This is a genomic window from Flavobacterium sp. UGB4466 (genome assembly GCF_903469665.1).
GTDB lineage: Bacteria > Bacteroidota > Bacteroidia > Flavobacteriales > Flavobacteriaceae > Flavobacterium > Flavobacterium lipolyticum.
Genome location: NZ_CAGKLC010000020.1, coordinates 32,738 through 52,549, shown reverse-complemented (window position 1 = coordinate 52,549; position 19,812 = coordinate 32,738). Strand labels below are relative to the sequence as shown.

16 protein-coding genes are annotated in these 19,812 nt (G+C 35.5%); 9 read left to right on the top strand and 7 right to left on the bottom strand.

What is annotated here, in order from left to right; genetic code table 11:
* Positions 1–129 precede the first annotated feature (129 nt).
* Positions 130–2,559: an ABC transporter permease gene (locus tag JO950_RS07875; protein ID WP_202702151.1), complete on the top strand. Its 2,430-nt coding sequence runs from the start codon at positions 130–132 to the stop codon at positions 2,557–2,559.
* Positions 2,560–2,726: 167 nt separating this feature from the next.
* Here JO950_RS07875 and JO950_RS07870 read toward each other — a convergent pair whose 3' ends face one another.
* On the bottom strand, positions 2,727–4,346 hold the full coding sequence (locus JO950_RS07870) for a murein L,D-transpeptidase (RefSeq protein WP_202702150.1): 1,620 nt from the start codon (positions 4,344–4,346) through the stop codon (positions 2,727–2,729).
* A 417-nt stretch (positions 4,347–4,763) separates the two neighbouring features.
* Here JO950_RS07870 and JO950_RS07865 point away from each other — a divergent pair, with 417 nt between their 5' ends.
* The 4 genes from JO950_RS07865 (at position 4,764) to JO950_RS07850 (ending at position 7,300) form a co-directional block, all read left to right on the top strand.
* The gene (locus tag JO950_RS07865) at positions 4,764–5,894 is read left to right on the top strand and encodes an Mrp/NBP35 family ATP-binding protein (RefSeq protein WP_017494692.1); all 1,131 of its coding nucleotides are present in this window, start codon (positions 4,764–4,766) and stop codon (positions 5,892–5,894) included.
* A gap of 89 nt (positions 5,895–5,983) precedes the next feature.
* Complete coding sequence (locus JO950_RS07860; RefSeq protein WP_017494691.1) at positions 5,984–6,223, top strand: NifU family protein; 240 nt, start codon at positions 5,984–5,986, stop codon at positions 6,221–6,223.
* 216 nt (positions 6,224–6,439) lie between these two features.
* Positions 6,440–6,922, top strand: a complete 483-nt coding sequence (locus JO950_RS07855) for a hypothetical protein (protein WP_202702149.1) — start codon at positions 6,440–6,442, stop codon at positions 6,920–6,922.
* A 60-nt stretch (positions 6,923–6,982) separates the two neighbouring features.
* On the top strand, positions 6,983–7,300 hold the full coding sequence (locus JO950_RS07850; protein ID WP_012023404.1) for a 2Fe-2S iron-sulfur cluster-binding protein: 318 nt from the start codon (positions 6,983–6,985) through the stop codon (positions 7,298–7,300).
* Between the two features lie 70 nt (positions 7,301–7,370).
* Here the strand turns inward: JO950_RS07850 and JO950_RS07845 are convergent, their stop codons facing one another.
* The 5 genes from JO950_RS07845 to JO950_RS07825 form a co-directional block, all read right to left on the bottom strand.
* On the bottom strand, positions 7,371–7,919 hold the full coding sequence (locus JO950_RS07845) for a CbrC family protein (RefSeq protein ID WP_202702148.1): 549 nt from the start codon (positions 7,917–7,919) through the stop codon (positions 7,371–7,373).
* Between the two features lie 23 nt (positions 7,920–7,942).
* A complete protein-coding gene (locus JO950_RS07840; RefSeq protein WP_202702147.1) occupies positions 7,943–8,446 on the bottom strand; it encodes an SMI1/KNR4 family protein in 504 nt (167 codons plus the stop codon).
* A gap of 116 nt (positions 8,447–8,562) precedes the next feature.
* Positions 8,563–9,552, bottom strand: coding sequence for an aspartate-semialdehyde dehydrogenase (locus tag JO950_RS07835; protein WP_017494688.1), 990 nt, complete (start codon positions 9,550–9,552; stop codon positions 8,563–8,565).
* A gap of 167 nt (positions 9,553–9,719) precedes the next feature.
* On the bottom strand, positions 9,720–10,136 hold the full coding sequence (gene mscL, locus JO950_RS07830; protein WP_202702146.1) for a large conductance mechanosensitive channel protein MscL: 417 nt from the start codon (positions 10,134–10,136) through the stop codon (positions 9,720–9,722).
* 69 nt (positions 10,137–10,205) lie between these two features.
* Positions 10,206–12,677, bottom strand: a complete 2,472-nt coding sequence (locus JO950_RS07825) for a bifunctional UDP-N-acetylmuramoyl-tripeptide:D-alanyl-D-alanine ligase/alanine racemase (protein ID WP_202702145.1) — start codon at positions 12,675–12,677, stop codon at positions 10,206–10,208.
* A 203-nt stretch (positions 12,678–12,880) separates the two neighbouring features.
* Here JO950_RS07825 and JO950_RS07820 point away from each other — a divergent pair, with 203 nt between their 5' ends.
* Positions 12,881–13,486: a hypothetical protein gene (locus JO950_RS07820; RefSeq protein WP_237732310.1), complete on the top strand. Its 606-nt coding sequence runs from the start codon at positions 12,881–12,883 to the stop codon at positions 13,484–13,486.
* Here JO950_RS07820 and JO950_RS07815 read toward each other — a convergent pair.
* Positions 13,481–14,194, bottom strand: a complete 714-nt coding sequence (locus JO950_RS07815) for a porin family protein (protein ID WP_202702162.1) — start codon at positions 14,192–14,194, stop codon at positions 13,481–13,483. The two genes, JO950_RS07820 and JO950_RS07815, sit on opposite strands and share 6 nt — an antisense overlap.
* A 425-nt stretch (positions 14,195–14,619) precedes the next feature.
* On the opposite strand from JO950_RS07815, the gene JO950_RS07810 reads away from it, so the two are divergent.
* From JO950_RS07810 to JO950_RS07800, 3 genes are all read left to right on the top strand, one after another.
* The gene (locus JO950_RS07810; RefSeq protein WP_202702144.1) at positions 14,620–14,973 is read left to right on the top strand and encodes a hypothetical protein; all 354 of its coding nucleotides are present in this window, start codon (positions 14,620–14,622) and stop codon (positions 14,971–14,973) included.
* Between the two features lie 158 nt (positions 14,974–15,131).
* A complete protein-coding gene (locus JO950_RS07805; RefSeq protein ID WP_202702143.1) occupies positions 15,132–17,339 on the top strand; it encodes a TonB-dependent receptor in 2,208 nt (735 codons plus the stop codon).
* Positions 17,340–17,534: 195 nt separating this feature from the next.
* Positions 17,535–19,643 carry a prolyl oligopeptidase family protein gene (locus tag JO950_RS07800; protein ID WP_202702142.1) on the top strand — a complete coding sequence of 703 codons (2,109 nt, stop codon included), beginning with the start codon at positions 17,535–17,537 and terminating at the stop codon, positions 19,641–19,643.
* The last annotated feature ends 169 nt before the right edge of the window (positions 19,644–19,812 follow it).

Here is a 19,812-nt window from a genome sequence, read left to right as displayed (position 1 = left end):
CATCCTAAGTGCAATCATAATTCTGATGGGATTTGTTTGCAAAATACTATCCGGCTTATAATGCCTTACAGATTTCAAAACCTGTAAAACTATTTCAAAACCAACTGTAACAACTATAAAAAATAAAACATGATTTTTAACTGGTTTAAGATATTTATATATCATTTGAAACAAAACAAACTGTTTTCGTTTTTAAATATCCTGGGATTAAGCATTGGAATCGCGGGAGTGATTTTCGCCATTCTATATTGGAATAACGAAAATGCCTACGACCAATGGAATCCTGAAAAAGAGAACGTCTATCAGGTTTTTAATAGAATTGGAGAGGATGGGGATATTTGGTCCTACAACAATATTCCTTTTGGAAGAACCTGTAAAGCCACCATTCCGGAAATCGAATCAATCTGTTTTTTTAATTCCTGGTATAATAATGATATGATCAAATACCAAGGGCAAAAATTCTTTCACAAAAAGATCGCAGTTTCCGACAATAGTTTTTTTGATATGTTCCCCCTGCCTATCGTAAAAGGAGCCAAAACCAATATCCTGAAAGAGAAAAACAGTGTGGCAATATCAGAAGAAACAGCACAACTGCTTTTTAAGAATCAGGATCCAATTGGCAAATCCATTACTTACAATTACAAAGATTACACGGTAAAATCTGTCTATAAAAACATAACCCCCTCAGCTTTTGAACCTAACTACGTTTTCAGTGGAATTGCCCGTGAAAACGACGAACAAAGTTGGGGTAACTTTAATTACGCTTTAATGATTAAAGTAAAAAAAGGGGCCGATATCGCTGCTGTTGAAAAGAAAATGCGAAACATAAATTACGTTAACCGGACTTTGAAAGATGCCAAAGCCAACGGACTGACTCCGGAACAGTACATTAAAGAAAATGGTGAGATCATAGTGATGCTGGACAAATTAAGTAGCGCTCGTCTACACGGCATAAAATCTGTACAAGGCGCCAGTTTTCCTGAGGGAAAAGGAAATCTGCAATTGCTTTATATTATGGTAGGTCTGTCTATTCTAATTCTGATTCTTTCTTTAGTCAACTACATTAATTTAGCGACAGCATCGGCAATAAAACGTGCTAAAGAAGTGGGTGTTCGCAAAATTGTAGGAGCGTCTAAAAGACAAATCGTCCTTCAATTTATTTTTGAGACCGCTATAATAGTGGTTTTAGCCATTCTTTTTGCTTTGGCAATTGTAGAACTTTCACTACCTTACTATAATACTTTCCTGAAAAAATCTTTAACGATGAACGGCAGTGAATTTTACCTGCAGCTCATTTTTATTTTCGGATTAGTAATCGTTTTGGCTGGAATTTTGCCTGCCATTTACATCTCCAATTTTGAGACTTTAAAAGTGCTAAAAGGAAACTTCTCCAGAAGTAAAAGCGGTATATGGATTCGAAATTCGATGCTTATTTTCCAGTTTGGTATCGCTGCTTTTTTTATCATAGGTGCTTTAATCGTGAATTCTCAGGTGAGTTATATGATGAACAAAGACCTTGGTTTTAGTGGAGATCAGGTCATTAAAATCCCTTTTAATTTCCAGGATTACAAAACGAAATTATCTAAATATCAAACCACAAAACAAGAACTTTTAAAAATGTCCGGTGTTCTAGACGTATCCACCTTTGCCGGTTCTTTCGGAAATAGCACTTATTCCAGTTCAGGACTTACACACAACGGTATTTCTGTACAATCCGGAAATGTCGAAATGGATTTTGGTTTTCTGGATATGATGAAAATCAAAATTATTCAGGGACGTGATTTATCTCCAAAATTTGCTTCGGATACCATTGAAAATTGGCTGGTAAACGAAACCCTTGTCAAAATGTTAGGCCTTAAAAAACCACTTAATACAGTTATAACATCAGGTTGGGGAAATGAAAAAGGAAATATGAAATTTAAAATCGTTGGTGTAGTAAAAGATTTCCACATCACAGGATTACAGGATAAAGTTCCTCCCCTGATTTTCATTAACCTTAAAACGTTAAAGTGGAATAATTTTGAAGAAATTTATGTAAAAGTTTCTCCCAATAATTTAACCGAAACCTTAGCAAAACTAGACAAATACTGGACGAAAAACATCAATCAGGATTACCCTTTTGAATACGAATTCGTTAATAAGGGTTTTGCTAAAACGTATCAGGAGCAGGTAAAACAGAAAAATTTGTTTTTCATTCTAAACCTTGTGGTCATCATCATCGCTATTTTCGGATTGTTTGCTTTGGCCTCTTTTTCAATGGAGCGAAGACTAAAAGAAATTGCCATTAGAAAAACATTAGGCGCCGAAACAGATGCTTTATTAAAAGAATTATCCAAGCAATATGTTGGCTTTTGTTTACTTGGATTTGTTATTGGTATTATTCCGGCATACATTTTGCTACAAAAATGGCTGGAAAACTTTGCCTTCCGAATTGGAGTTTCGGTAATTCCATTCAGTATCGCTCTGGTTTCTCTGTTGGCTTTAACGCTTATCATCGTTTTAGCAAAAGCTTATCAGGTAACTAAGATTGATATCTTAAAATACCTAAAATACGAATAATACCGAATTGTATATTCAATATAGTCCAATTGCATTGTACTATTTTCATATTACATCGGCATTATATCAGAAAACATTGAACTAAAATGTAAGTAAATTTGATATAAACTTGTAGACCATTTTTTTAAAACCCGCCAAATCATATTGATCTGGCGGGTTTCTTTTTTTTATTTCGAAACAACTGAATCGGAATACAATAATTTATCCAGTTGTTTATCTCTGTCGTAAACATCAGGATAAAAACCAATCTCCCCGTCATCCGTTACCCAGGCGGTAAAGTATCCGATATAAATTGGAATTTTGGTTTTCAGCATACAAGTGGTTTCTTTTTCACCGCTCATTGCTTTATCGATTTTATCTACCGGCCAGTCGGGATTGTCTTTCAAAATTGCCAAAGCCAATGGTTTTGCCTCTTTAACATTAATACAGCCATGGCTGAAAATACGTTTTTCGAAATCAAACAAACTTTTCGCAGGGGTATCGTGCAGGTAAATGTCATTTGGATTTGGAAACATGAATTTAACTAATCCTAAAGAGTTTTTAGGTCCCGGTTTTTGTCTTACATTGCCTCCGTTCCATTCCATATTATGATCGGCCAGATAGTTTTTATCTTCTGCCATTTTCAGCTTCAGCTCATTTTTGATGATGCTCTGCGGAACATACCAATACGGACTAAATACAATTCGATCCATATTACCACTAAAAATTACGGTCTCGGTCATTCGGGTTCCCACAAAGACATCCGAAACGAGTTCATATTTACCATTTTTCACATAAATCAGCCTGAAGGATGGAATATTAACCATGATATACTCGCTGGCCTTTGCTAATGAGGCGGGTATCCATCGGCAGCGCTCCATATTCAGCATGATCGTTTTGATACGATTACCAATGGGTTCATTCATCTGATTGATATGATCACGGGTTAAGGTATAATTCAGTTTAAGTCCGTACCTTTTTTTATACTTTAAAACTCCGGCCATCATCTCCTCGTCATACACATCTCTTTTAGAATCTTGTGCCAGATCTCCCACCACAAACAATCGCTGTCTGATTTGCTTGATGGCAACACCACTATCAAAAGGCTTCAGGTCTTTATAATTTATACTGTCAATATCAATTTTTGTCCATTGATTGTTTTTCTCAATGTTTCTGTACCTTTTCAATACTGATTTAAGTTTGTAGTACTGTCCAAACAAAAGATCCTCGTCTTTATTCAGTCGTCCAGGGTCAACCATCAGCGAATCTAATATTTTAGAATAAGAAATAGTTTTTGCAGGAAGAAACCATCCAATTTTTTTTAGTGTAGCCGGATCAACTCCCGAATAAACGTTGCTCGCATAAAACACATACATATTAGACAGCAACAATTCTGTATCAATTTCCGGAAGATCATTCGTTACGTTCTCGTTAAAAACATCATCTACCAAATTCATATAAGGCATCGTAGCTTTAATTCCCTGCTCATTTAACAAGCGTACCTTATGATACAGCAACGCACCAAATTCGCTCACACTTTTATCATCGTACCAGATCGTTTTGTATTCCTTTTTCTTATACAGATCCAAAACGTCATTCTGATATTTTTTTAAATTGGGATACTTTTTGTAAAACTGACTGATTGCTGCCGCATCAACAGCGGTTTTAAAAAGATATCTATTCGATGCAGAAACATTATCAAACGCTTTGAATTTGTGATTTACAGGGCTCTCTTTAGCGGAAGATCCGAAAGAAAGCAGTAAAAAACTAATAGCAATAATTACAGATGAAGAAGTAAAATTTCGCATATTTTTCAGATTTAAATTTTAAGATTAAATTCTATTCAGAAAATACCGAAAACCCATAATTGTCCCCAAAGACAAATTCTCGTATATTTTTCAGAATATTTGGAAATCGCAAATTTAGGGAACTCAAATATAGCTAAGATTATTGACATTTTAACGGTCTTATTCTTAATTTTACACTGTTTCGCTGTTAAGTTTTTTACGAATCTTAACCTATAAACGAAGCAAAGTTTATCTTTTTTCTGATTTTGAAATCAAAAACAGCCTATAAGAATCGTTTTGAGCAATCTCAATATCAATAAATACAATCCAAAAAGGGTTTGAATCCGAACATAATCTGTTATCTTTGCAGTCTGAAATCAGTTTAAATAAATACAATACTTTAAATCAATTTCGATCAATCGAAAATAGTCCATTAAAATGAAATTAGACAGAAAAGAAATTCTTAAAGCTCTAGAAACAATTACTATAGCGGGAGAAGGAAAAAATATGGTTGAAAGCGGCGCCGTTGCCAATGTCATTACTTTTGGTGATGAAGTTGTGGTAGACCTGGTGTTGCATACACCGGCAATGCACATCAAAAAAAGAGCAGAAGATGATATCAAAAAAACAATCCATGAATTGGTATCCCCTGAAGCTAAAATCAAAGTAAATATTAAAGTAGAAACTCCGGAGAAAAACGAAATTAAAGGTCGTGCTATCCCTGGAATCAAAAATATTATTGCAGTTGCTTCCGGTAAGGGAGGAGTTGGAAAATCAACTGTTACCGCAAATCTTGCTGTAACACTTGCCAAAATGGGCTTTTCAGTTGGAGTTCTTGATGCCGATATCTACGGACCGTCGATGCCAATTATGTTTGACGTTGAAAACGAAAAACCGGTTTCGATTACTGTTGACGGAAAATCAAAAATGAAACCTATTGAAAGCTATGAAATCAAAATACTTTCTATCGGTTTCTTTACAGCGCCAAGTCAGGCCGTGATCTGGAGAGGTCCAATGGCTGCAAAAGCACTGAATCAAATGATTTTTGATGCCGATTGGGGAGAATTAGATTTTATGTTGATCGATTTACCTCCGGGAACGGGAGATATTCATCTTTCGATTATGCAATCGCTACCAATTACAGGAGCTGTAGTAGTAAGTACTCCTCAGGCTGTGGCTTTAGCCGATGCTAAAAAAGGAGTAGCGATGTTCATGCAGGACAACATCAATGTACCTGTTTTGGGAATCATAGAAAATATGGCTTATTTTACACCCGAAGAATTACCTGACAATAAATATTATATCTTTGGACAAGAAGGAGCAAAAAATCTTGCCGAAGACTTAAACGTTCCTTTTTTAGGAGAAGTTCCAATTGTACAATCTATTCGTGAAGCTGGTGATTACGGTCGTCCGGCTGCTTTACAAACTGCTTCGGTAATCGAAACCGTTTTTGAAGGAATTACACGTAATGTTGTACAGGAAACTGTAAACCGAAACGATAGTTTACCTGCGACTGAAGCCATAAAAATTACAACTATGGCGGGATGTTCAGCGGTTAAAAAAAATTAATATAATGAGATAATGAGATAATTAGACAATTAGATAATTAGATCAATTGTCTAATTTTCTAATTGACCAATTTTCTAATTGATAAAATTATGACAACAGAAGAATTAACAAGCAACGTATTATTAGCTCTTGACGAAATCAGACCTTTTTTAAATTCTGATGGAGGAGACATTACGCTTATTTCTATAGAAGATGACAAACACGTTAAAGTTCGTCTTGAAGGAGCATGTATCAGCTGCAGTGTAAATCAAATGACGCTAAAAGCAGGAGTTGAGACCACTATAAAAAAATATGCCCCACAAATAGAAACGGTGGTTAATATAATGTAATAAAAACGCGATTTTTCTCAGCAATTCGATTTCGTCGATTTAACAAGAATAATAGCGCCTTATATCGTTTAATTTATAATTTCGCAAAAAAACAGTGCTAAATAAACGGGTTGTTGCGTTTTTAGCAAAATATAATACAAATATTTAAGAGTTTTAGTTAAGGAATTGTCACTTATTTAATTAAATTTGTCACATAACCCTTAAATCTTAAATTTTATGAAGAAGTTTTACGCTCTGTTTTTATTATTATTTTGTGTTTCTGTAAATTATGCGCAACAAACCACTCAAACGTTAGTTGTTGACAAAGCTTGGCTAAATGATTCTGAAGAATGGTCGGATTTTAAATACACAGGTCAGATTGTATTTTCGACTAATGCCAACGAAGAAGAAGGAAGCCTGAGAATTGGAAACTATGATTTTCTGTTCGACATTTGTGGCGGAAAAGCAAAGTTTGCCAACAAAGCAACTTATAGTGTTGCACAATTCTCTCACCCGAGAAAAGTATCTGTTACCACAGACAAACAGGGAGTAATGAATTCAACCTATGAAGGAACTTTGGTTTTTCAATCTGATAAAGATTATTATTCTGTAATTGCCATAGTAACGATATTAGAGAAAAACGGAAATACTCTTGGGGTAAAAATGCACCTTAAAGAAGGTAACAAAAAAGAATACGCATTTAGTATCAAAAACAGTTAATATAATTTAAGGATTTTTTCACGTTATAAGATCCGAACCCGTAAAATTCCACTAATTAAAATGGATGTATTAATAAAGATTAAAGATCGAGAAGGAGTTATACACGAATTACAAGCTCCGACTGATATGGCAATGAACATAATGGAGTTATGCAAAGCATACGAACTTCCTGTTGAAGGAACTTGCGGAGGAATGGCAATGTGTGCCTCTTGCCAGTGTTACGTTCTAAATGATGTTGCATTACCGGAAATGGGAGATGAAGAAGAAGCTATGCTTTCGGAAGCGTTTTATGTTAAATCTAATAGCCGTTTAGGTTGTCAGATCCCTATTACTGAAGAATTAGAAGGCCTGGAATTAGAACTGGCCCCGGAATATTAAATACAAAAAAGCGAGAAGTAAAATTCTCGCTTTTTTTATAGCTGTTACACAAACTAATCTACAGACTTACTTAATCAGAGTCTGCATGTAGTCTATGCTGTCCACAGTTTACACATTGAAATAAGTAACCGACCAGGCTTCCGTCAGTTGTTAAGTACTTACGAATAAGCTCTGGATCGTAACCAATATTTACCTCAATATCTTCTTTAAGCTCATCTAAAAACGGTTCGATAATTTTATTGTTTGCATAACCAATAAAAGCACACGGCTCATTACAATGCGTTAGCCATACTTCTTGTTGCCAGCTTACGTAGCTGGGGGTTCTTTCGCATACCTCCAATAAGTGCTTCTCAGAAATATTGATTTTACTTTGAATTGAAGGATCTGGAGATATCTTTTCAATACCGCTATAATCATTAAACTCTCCATTATACTTTTTTGATACACTCCCATCATGAATACACCATGGACAAATATATTCTGGTTCTTCAATGCTGTAAAAAGAACCTGTATATTTTAAGTTTCTTTTTACACTACAAATTGAACAAATTCCTTCTTCTTCAGTAAAAACATCTATTTCGTATGCATTAGGACTATATTTAAACCTAGGTAATTCCATAATTATAAAAGCTTTTTTTTTAATTATTCCGTAATTTCTCCCGGATTAAATGGTTCAAAATTTCTTTCAGAAAATGCTTCCGTCAGAATTCCCGACGAACACAACCAGGTGATTGTTTCTTCAAGTGTAGTTCCTGCTTTATAGATCATTTCACTATGTCTTGGCAGTACAAAGTACTCGTTTTTTAAAAGAATAATCTCATCGCCATCGTACGTGTCTCCTATTCTTACGGAATTCAAAACTTCTTCTTTCGTAAGCACGTCCTTTCCTTCATCCCAGAACCAATATTCTGTTATACGCTTTCTCCACTCGTCAAGTGTCAGCATTATTGTTTCGGGAAGATAAATCCGTACGTAGGTCCCTCCAAGTATTCCGCTTCCGAATTCTGAAACATACGCTTTGTAATCTTCATCAAAAAGAATATTTAGCGTTTTCTCACAAGCCAGAATCTCTTCTTCATCCGCTACAAACAAGTCTGTTTTACAGGTATTGTAATTGGCTATTATTTTATAGTTATCGAAATTCATATCATTGATTTTTACAACAGCTAATTTATAATTTTTAAGTTTATGCATCAAAAAAACCGCAACTGCATTGCTGCAATTACGGCTTTCTCTTTATAACAATTTTATTTAATCTCTGTTTATACCAAACCTGCCGCGATTAAATACTCAGCGATTTGAATCGTATTTGTTGCAGCTCCTTTTCTAAGGTTATCAGCAACAATCCATAGGTTTAAAGTGTTTGGCTGGCTTTCGTCACGACGAATTCTACCTACAAAAACATCATTTTTACCTTCTGCAAACAATGGCATTGGGTACGTAAAAGTATCTAAGTTATCCTGAACTACTACTCCATCTGTATGGTGTAAAATTTCACGTACTTCATTTACATCAAAATCATTCGTAAACTCAACGTTTACGGCCTCACTGTGTCCGCCCACAACAGGCACACGAACTGCAGTAGCGGTTACTCTGATCGTATTATCGCCAAGAATTTTTTGAGTTTCACGAACTAGTTTCATTTCTTCTTTAGTGTATCCGTTTTCCTCAAAACTGTCGCAATGTGGAATAGCATTTCTGTGAATTGGATATTTATAAGCCAATTCGCCCTGAACTCCGGCGTACTCATTTTCTAACTGTCTTACCGCTTTCACACCCGTTCCGGTGATCGATTGATAGGTAGAAACTATAATTCTCTTAATATTGTATTTTCTGTGCAATGGAGCCAAAGTCAACACCATTTGGATGGTTGAACAGTTTGGGTTTGCGATAATTTTATCTTCTTTGGTTAAAGTCGAAGCGTTGATTTCAGGAACCACTAATTTTTTAGTCGGGTCCATTCTCCATGCTGATGAATTGTCAATAACCGTTGTACCGGCTGCAGCAAATTTTGGAGCCCATTCCAGCGAAGTTTCACCACCTGCCGAAAAAACAGCAATATCAGCTTTCATATCCACTGCGGTCTGCAGTCCTACCACTTTGTATTTTGTTCCTTTATATTCAATTTCTTTTCCTACTGATTTCTCAGAAGCTACCGGAATTAACTCTGTAACAGGAAAATTTCTTTCTGCTAAAACTTTAAGCATTACTTCGCCAACCATACCAGTGGCACCTACGACTGCTATTCTCATTTTTATATGTTTAGTATGAATTAATTTATTTTGTTATGCAAAAGTATACATAATAAAAGTCAAAACAACGTGCTTCACAAAAAATAACAAAATGTTACAAAACAAACAAATAGTAAAAAAAACCGCCCCAATTAAGGAACGGTTTAGTTAGACTTAGTGTAGCGGAATTATTTTTTAAGCAAATCTCTAATTTGCGTAAGTAGTTCTTCTTGAGTTGGACCGGCAGGTGCCGCCTCAACTACTGTTTCTTTTTTCTTAGCCTTTTCAGCAGCTCTTAATACCACAAATACAAAAAATGATATAATTACGAAGTTAATGATTGCCTGAACCAAATTTCCATAGGTAATTACTGCGGCTCCGGCAGCTTTAGCAGCAGCTAAATTGGGATAACTATTACCATCGAGCGTAACAAATTTTTGAGTAAAATCAATTCCCCCCGTAAGTAAACCAACAACTGGCATAATAATATCGTCTACAGCAGAACCCACTATTTTTCCAAATGCGCCACCAATAACAACTGCTGTTGCTAAACTCAACACATCACCTTTCAGCAAAGAAGCTTTAAAATCTGCAAAAAATCCCATAATCGATTATTTTAGTTTATACTTAATTGATTTTCGAAAATACGTAATTTTATTGACAATTTGTTAAAATTATCTAAAAAACACTCTTTTCACCCGTTGTGATATGCTGGTCATAATTTCATACGGTATTGTTTTTAAAGCAGTTGCCATTTCAATAACCGTTGGACTTTCTCCAAAAACAATTACCGAGTCACCTTCTTTACAATCGATATCGGTGACATCGACCATGAGCATGTCCATACAAACACTTCCTAAAATGAACGCTTTTTGATCCTTAATCACCACATACCCTACTTTATTTCCCCACAAGCGCGAAATTCCATCTGCATATCCAATGGGTATGGTGGCAACTCTGGTTTGTTTATCTGCCATAAAACGACGTCCGTAACCAACGCTGTCTCCTCCCGGAATTGTTCGTACCTGAGAGATAATTGATTTCAGAGTACCTACATTTTCCAGATATTTTTGCTCAGCAGGATCGTTCGAGACCCCATACAAACCAATTCCTAAACGTACCATATTGTATTGCGCGTCGGGAAAATTACTTATTCCGGAAGTATTCAGTATATGACGAATCGGATTAATATCCAAAGCCGTAATCAATTTTAAAGACAAATTTTCAAACAGGTGAATCTGGGATCTCACAAAATCAAAATGCTTCACTTCGTCACTTGTTGCCAAATGCGACAGCACGCTTTTTACTTTTACGGTCGAATTTCCTCTGAGAGTTTCAATCAATTCCTCCAGTGTATTTTCTTCAAAACCCAAACGATGCATTCCGGTATCCAGCTTTATGTGAATCGGAAAATCTTTGAGGTTCTTTTCTCTTGCAATTTTCAAAAATGCTTTTAATCCTTTGACACTATATATCTCTGGCTCTAAATGGTATTGTATAATCGAAGGAAAACTGGTCGATTCCGGATTCAGCACCATAATTGGTAGTTTTATTCCACCATTTTTTAGAGAGATTCCTTCATCGGCAAAAGCCACACCCAAATAATCTACTTTGTGATGTTCGAGCAGTTTCGCAATTTCAAGTCCGCCGTTTCCATAACCAAATGCTTTCACCATCACCATTAGCTTAACGTTAGCCGCTAATTTCGATTTATAGTAATTCAGATTGTGGCTAATCGAATTCAGATTGATCTCCAGAATCGTTTCATGCGTTTTTTCTTCGAGTAATGACACAATTTCTTCAAACTGAAACGATCTCGCTCCTTTAATTAAAATGGCTTCATTTTCGAAATTCAGACTCTCCATTTGCGTAATAAATTCAGCTGTATTGGGAAAAGTAATACAGTTTGAGAATTTAGCGGCAAAGGAAGAAATAGTTTCTCCTATTCCAATGACACGGTTTATTTTATTATCCGCAATCAACTGTGCTACTTTGGTGTACAATTCTTCATTTGAAAATCCGCTTTGGAAAATATCCGACAGAATAACTGTTTTTGACGCGTTCTTTTTCTGCTGACTCTCTAAAAAATCCAATGCTATCTTGAGTGACTGAAAGTCCGAGCTGTAACTGTCATCGACAATACTGCAATTGTTGATTCCGTTTTTAACCTCCAAACGCATTTGCACGGGGTATAAATTCTGAAATCGATTTTGAATGGTTTCGGCATCGTACTTCATATAAAGCAAAACCAAGAGACAGGAAATCGCATTTTCTATGGAAGCGGAATCACTGAATGGAATTTCTAGATCAAAAATTTCATTTTTATAACGGGCCTGAATACTGGTCGTTTCGTCCTCATTAACACGTTTCACAACAAAAACATCTGCCGACTCATCAGTGAAACTCCATGAAAAAAGTATTCGTTCCGGTAAAAGATAGTCCAGACTTAACTTCGCAAGACCTTCGTCTACAAGCTTGTTGTTCTGATAAATAATAACGGTCGAGTTTTTAAAAAGCAGTAACTTTTCGTCTATTTTCTCTTCCAGATTTTTAAATCCTTCATCATGTGCCGAACCAATACTGGTTAAAACTCCAATATTAGGTTTAATGATTCTTTCGAGTTTCACCATTTCATTAACCGTAGATATTCCGGCTTCGAAAATTCCCAGATTATGTTTTTCATTAATAGCAATTACAGACAACGGAACGCCTACCTGAGAGTTGTAACTTTTAGGACTTCGGATAATATTAAAGTCCGGACTCAACAAGAAATTAAGCCATTCCTTTACTATCGTTTTGCCATTACTTCCAGTCAATCCGATAATAGGGAAATGAAATAAATCTCTGTAATAACCTGCAAATTCCTGTAAAGCCTGTAGTGTATTTTCGACCACTAAAAAATGAGCCTTTCCTTTTACATCTTCAGGAATATGCTGTACTACAAAATTCTGAACCCCTTTTTCTATCAATTCTGTAATATACAAATGAGCATCATTATTAATCCCCGACAGGGCAATAAACAAAGTTTTGGAACCGTTTTGCAGAGAACGGCTGTCGATCGAAATATGGTCAACAAAAACATCAGAATCTGAACCTGTCCATTCGGCATTGAGAACCGGGATAAGGCTTTTTACATTTATGCTCATTAAGATTTTCTTTTTGTCAAATTTAAAAAAAGGTTTACCATGAATTTCACAAATTTTCACTAATTCTTTGTGGCACTTTTTGCCACAGATTACTAAAAAGTTTGTCGCGAATTGCACGAATTTTAACTCCTGCTAATTCACACGATTCGTAGCAAAAAAACATTATTTGTTTATATTTGCTTAACACCACTAAATACAACGTTTTGAAAAGAATCCTGCCTATATTCTCCTATATCTTTCATCCGATTTTTATATCGATGTATGCCACCTTGTTTTATCTTTTCTTCAAACACGATCTCTTTAGTACTCAGGAAAAATATTATGTGCTGCTTCAAATTCTGATCATCACCATTTTAGTACCCATACTGTTTTATCTTTTACTACGTTCGACGGGGCGTGTGAATTCTATTATGATACACGAAACTTCACAACGCAAAATCCCTCTGATTTTACAGTGCTTTTTGTATATTTTACTGGTAAAACGAAGCATCGTCATTAGCCGTTATCCTGAATTGCATTTCTTTTTTCTGGGCGCTTTGTTCAGTACCATTCTGGCTCTGATTTGCTCGCTGTTCAAAATAAAAGCAAGCTTACACATGATGGCCCTTAGCGGATTCACCATTTTTGTAATTGGACTGAACACACATCTTCAATTGCAAAATCCTTACTGGAGTGCTTTCCTGATTTTAATGACGGGAATTGTCGCTTCATCACGCTTAGAAATGGAAGCCCATTCTCCTAATGAGTTAGTGATTGGAACTTTTATTGGAATTTTACCGCAGTTATTGTTTCTGTATTTATGGCTATAAAATGTAGAAAATCAATCCCGCATTCAGCGTTCTTACATTAATATTTTGTCCTGAAACCGTTGTTACATTTTTAAACAAAGGGTTTAATCCATAATTGAGGTAAAGATTCCAGGTGTTATAACCAACAGCCAAATATACGCTGTACTGAAGCCTGTTTATATCAGGATTGTTCGAAATTTTATGAGACTCTTCTCCGGTGTCTAAAAGAGACTTATTAGAAAAAACATAGCTCAGTTTGAATCCTCCGTAAATCCTCCAGAATCTATAACTTTCGTAGGTCGAATTTCTCCAACGAAATTCTATCGGAAGATCAACCATATACTGCTTGTATCGGTTTGATTTGATATCATTATAATCGGTTACGTCATAAATCAACTCACCATCTGCTCCTTTAGCAATAGTCAGGTTCTGATTATAATTTTGATAACTCAAACCCAAACCCGCTGCAATGGCAACCGTTCTGCTTTTATTGATTGGCATATCACGCAGAAAACCGGTAGAAAGCCCGACAGAGAATTTATTCTGTTTAAGTCCTTGTGGAATCTGAGTCAGAAGATTATAGGTAACGGAGAAATAAAACTGATCTTCCCGATACAATGAATCTATTTTAACAACAGGTTTCACTTCTGGTTTAACCTCCGGCTTTACTTCCTGAGCAAAAGAATTAAAAAACGATACTAAAAACAAACAGCTAAATAGTAGTCGCATATCGTATTTTGGTTTTAAAGAGTTTTTCAAGTAAACGTTTTTTAGGGTAGTTTTATTTCAATTACAAATACCTAATTTAGTATAATTCATTTCAACACATAGTGACATAGATTCTGTTTTCCTAAAAAAGACGTTTCACTTCATCTAAACACACATATCTTTCTCTGTGAAAGAAATATATTTCTTTTTTAATCCTCTTTATTTACACCTAAAATCTATATTTCTATGTGTCAAGTCATTTTTTTTGTTAATTACACCCAACGGTTTACAAATATAATATAATGCCAGTTCAGGAAGCAATTTGAATGTAATTATTCGCTTTTCGATCCAAAAAAAATGCCTTTTCTAAACTTTTTTCAATGAATCGTTAACAGAATCTAAAAAATAAATCTATTTTCCTTCTATCTTTTATACCTTTGTGTGTAATGAAAAGAAAACAACTCATATTAAGTGTTTCTTTGGTTCTGATGATATTGTTCTCAATATTCTTTCAGTCCATACACAGTTATGAGCATATTGTAAAGCAACTTTCAGAAAAACAATGCCACCACGATTACAATGATCCAAGTGGCGAAATAACGCACCAGCACCATAATTATGACTTATGTTATGTTTGTCATTTTGCTTTTGGCAGTTATATTGTTCCGGAAGAAATTGCGCTTCAGTTTCACGATTTCGATAACGAAATTCCCTACTTCTTTACTCTTTCAGAAAGATTATTTTCGTTTTCAGAGAGTGCCTATTTACTAAGGGGGCCTCCGCAAGCTATAGTTGCCTAAATTTCGAAACACACGAAATACATTTAAACTCTTTTTAATCTAATTCTAAAAAATTGGTGAATTTCCCCATCCTGAAACTTTCAGGTTCGGCAGGTTGCATCGTTGATTTTAGTTTCAGATTGGAAGACAAATTCAATTAACTATAGCATCATTTTCAAATGAAAAAACTAATATTGGCCCTTATTTTAGGGTTTACGGGCATTCTTTCTGCTCAAAATTCGGTATCGGGAACTGTTATCGACCTTCAAAACAAACCCTTAGCCGGCGTATCTGTTTATGCAGCTGAACTACACAAAGGAACAACAACAGATGAAAACGGAAAATACGAATTTAAGAATCTTCCAAACGGAAGTTTCCGAATTTCCTTCACTATTATAGGTTACACTACGCAAAGCAAGACCATTTCTAAACTATTAAAAGAAAACACTTTAGACATTACACTTACGGAATCTGTTTTTGAAATGGATGAAGTAGTGGTTTCAACTCCTTTCAACAAATTGCAATCGCAAAACGTAATGAAAGTAGAACATGAAAGCATTAAAACCTTACAGCAAAAAGGAACTTCAACTTTAATCGAAGGTCTGGCAACTATTCCGGGGGTTTCTCAAATTTCTACCGGAACTTCTATTGGAAAACCGGTTATTAGAGGTTTAAGCGGAAATCGTGTTTTAGTATACTCACAAGGAGTTCGTATCGAAAATCAACAATTTGGAGACGAACATGGTCTGGGACTTAACGATGCCGGAATAGAAAGTGTCGAAGTAATCAAAGGGCCAGCTTCTTTATTATACGGATCTGATGCTTTAGGCGGTGTTTTGTATTTTAATCCTGAAAAATTTGCCGATGCGAATACCTTCAAAGCTAATTTTAGTCAAAAATATTTCACCAATACACAGGGAAGTAATTCTTCTATTGGCTTAAAAACTTCAACAGACAACTGGAAATTCTTAGCCAGAGGAAGCTTTAACACTCATTCTGATTACAAAATTGCCGACGGTGATCGTGTAACTAATACCCGTTATAATGAAACCGATTTTAAAACCGGAGTTGGATATAGCAACTCTAGTTTCTCAAGTGTTTTACGTTACAATTACAACAAGCTCGACATTGGTATTCCCGAAGAAGGAATCGCAGAGCAGTCATCAAGCAAAAATACGATGTTCCCAAGACAAGGAATCTTCAGCCATTTATTGAGTTTAAACAATGTGATCTTTTTTCAAAACTCTAAACTGGATGTTGATTTAGGTTACATTGCGAATGACAGAAGTGAATTTGAAGACAGTAATGTTGCTGCACTTCATATGAAACTGAATACTTTTAATTACAATGCCAAATATCATTTTCCAAAATTCGGTAAAATTGAAACGATTGTTGGGGTTCAGGGAATGCATCAGACTAATAAAAATTCCGGGGAAGAATATTTAATTCCGGATGCAACCACAAATGACTTTGGTGCTTTTGGAACTGCAAATTACGAATGGAACAATAATGTTTTACAAGCCGGATTACGTTTTGACAATCGAAAAGTAACTTCTGAAGCCCACGGTACCGAAGGTGAAGAAGGTTATTTTCTGCCTTTAGACCGTTCCTTTGACAGTTTTAATGCTTCTTTGGGATATAAAACCAAACTTGCAGAACCTTTAACACTGAGACTGAATGTAGCAACAGGTTTCAGAGCGCCAAACTTAGCCGAGCTTACTTCAAACGGGGTTCACGAAGGAACGAACCGTTATGAAGTTGGAAATGCTACTTTAAAAAACGAGCAAAACGTTCAAACCGATTTAAACTTAGAATATAAAAACACCCATTTTGAGTTTTTCATCAACGGATTTTACAATCATGTGAACAACTACATTTACACTTCACCAACAGGCGAAGTACGTGATAACAACGATGTTTTTGCTTATATTCAGAATGACGCCAAATTATACGGAGGTGAAGCAGGTTTACACTTTCACCCTCATCCGCTGGACTGGCTGCATTTTGAAACCAGTTTTGAAACGGTAACCGGTAAAAAACAAAACAATGATTACCTGCCTTTAATTCCTGCTAATAACTGGAATAATACTTTACGAACTGAGTTCAAAATCAAAAATTGGTTTGAGGAAGGCTATGCTTCTCTAAATGTTTCTTCTACTTTTAGCCAAAATAATGTAAGCGGTTTTGAAACTGCTTCAAAAGGATATACTTTAGTGAATTTAGGCTTTGGTGGAACAGTAAAACTAGGCAAACATGCTTTTGATGTTAACTTAAACGGAAACAATTTATTGGATAAAAAATATATTGCTCACCTGTCAAGATTAAAAACGGACGGTATACCAAACATAGGACGAAATATTGTTCTTGGAGTTAACTTCAACTTATAATTTTTAGTTTAACCGCAAAGTGCGCAAAGCTTTTTATACATAGCAAAGTTTATCAAAACGCAAAGTTCGCAAAGCTTTGTGAACTTTGCGTTTTCTAATGACTCCAATTAGAAAAAATCTTTGTGTGCTTTGCGGTTAAATACTTACTCATCTCACAAAAAACTTTATTTTTGCTATAACTGTTAAACACAAATTATGAAAAAAACATTTCTTCTAATGGCAATCACAACTGCAGGAATTTCGTTCGGGCAAGGCAAAATTCAGTATCCCCAAACTAAAAAAGGCGAAACGGTTGATGTGTATTTTGACACTAAAGTAAACGACCCGTATCGTTGGCTTGAAGACGATAAATCGGCCGAAACAGGAGCTTGGGTAAAGGCTCAAAATGAAGTAACTTATGGTTATTTAGATAAAATTCCATTCCGCGATGAACTTAAAAAGCGTATGGAAAAATTATGGAACTATGAAAAAATTAGTGCTCCATTTGTAGAAGGAAAATTTACTTACTATTCTAAAAACAACGGACTTCAGAATCAATCTGTAGTTTATAGAAAAGGAAAAGACGGTAAAGAAGAAGTTTTCTTAGATCCGAACACTTTTTCTAAAGACGGTACCACTTCTCTTGGAGGATTAAACTTCTCGAAAGATGGATCAAAAGCGGCTTATGCTATTTCTGAAGGAGGAAGCGACTGGAGAAAAGTAATCATTATTGATGCTATTACGAAAAAAGTTCTGGAAGACACTTTGGTTGACGTAAAATTCAGCGGAGTTTCATGGCATGGCAACAACGGTTTTTATTACTCTAGTTACGACAAACCAAAAGGAAGCGAATTATCAGCAAAAACTGATCAGCATAAATTGTATTTCCACAAACTGGGAACTTCTCAAAAAGAAGACAAAGTGATTTACGGAGCCGATCAAAAACGCAGATATATTGGCGGATATGTTACAGAAGACGACAAATATCTGGTAATTTCTGCAGCCAATTCTACTTACGGAAATGAGTTGTTTATCAAAGATTTAACGAAACCTAATAGTCCTATTGTAACGATTGTAGACAATTTCAACAGCAGCAATCAGATTATCGAGAATGAAGGAACTAAATTATTTATTGAAACTGACCTAAATGCACCAAACACTCGTGTTGTAACCGTTGATATCAGCAATCCGAAACCTGAAAACTGGAAAGATTTCATTAAAGAAACTAAGGACATTTTATCTCCTTCGACTGGTGGAGGATTCTTCTTTGCTAATTATACCAAAGACGCGGTTTCATTTGTACAACAATACGATTACAGTGGAAAATTAATCCGTGAAATCAAACTTCCTGCAGTAGGTAGTGCCGGTGGATTTGGAGCCAAAAAGGAGGATAAAACATTATACTACAGCTTTACCAATTACACTACTCCCGGAACGATCTATTCATTTGAACCAAAATCAGGTAAATCTGAAATCTATCAAAAACCAAAAGTTGATTTTAAAAGCGAGGATTACGAATCAAAACAAGTGTTCTATACTTCAAAAGACGGAACAAAAATTCCGATGATCATCACTTATAAAAAAGGATTAAAATTAGACGGTAAAAACCCAACCATTCTTTATGGATACGGTGGATTCAACGTTAGCTTAACTCCAAGTTTCAGTATTGCAAATGCCGTTTGGTTAGAAAACGGAGGCGTTTATGCTGTTGCCAATTTAAGAGGTGGTGGTGAATACGGTAAAAAATGGCATGATGCCGGAACTAAATTGCAAAAACAAAATGTATTTGACGATTTTATTGCGGCTGGCGAATATTTAATTGCACAAAAATATACTTCTTCAGACTTCCTTGCTATTCGCGGAGGTTCTAACGGAGGTTTATTAGTGGGAGCGACCATGACACAGCGTCCTGATTTAATGAAAGTTGCTTTACCAGCTGTTGGTGTAATGGACATGTTACGTTACCATACTTTTACTGCCGGTGCAGGTTGGGCTTACGATTACGGAACAGCACAGGATAACAAAGAAATGTTTGAATACCTAAAAGGTTACTCACCAGTACAAAACGTAAAAAAAGACGTTAAGTACCCTGCAACTATGGTAACTACAGGTGATCACGATGACCGTGTGGTTCCTGCACACAGTTTTAAATTTGCTGCTGAGCTGCAAGAGAAACAAACAGGTGAAAATCCGGTATTAATTCGTATCGATGTAAAAGCAGGTCACGGTGCAGGAAAATCTGTTGCCGCAACCATTCAGGAGAATGTAGATGTTCAAGCGTTTACACTTTACAATATGGGCTTTAAAGCTTTACCAAAAAAGTAATACTCTAAGCTAAATTTTTTAGCCACGAATTCACGAATTATTTTGTGAGTTCGTGGCTTTTTTTTTACGCAGATATTGCAGATTTAGGCAGATCCAAACCAATTGAATTTAAAAAAATGAGTATCCGCTCCAATATTTTCAAAAATAGCTTGAAAAAATAATTCGTGAA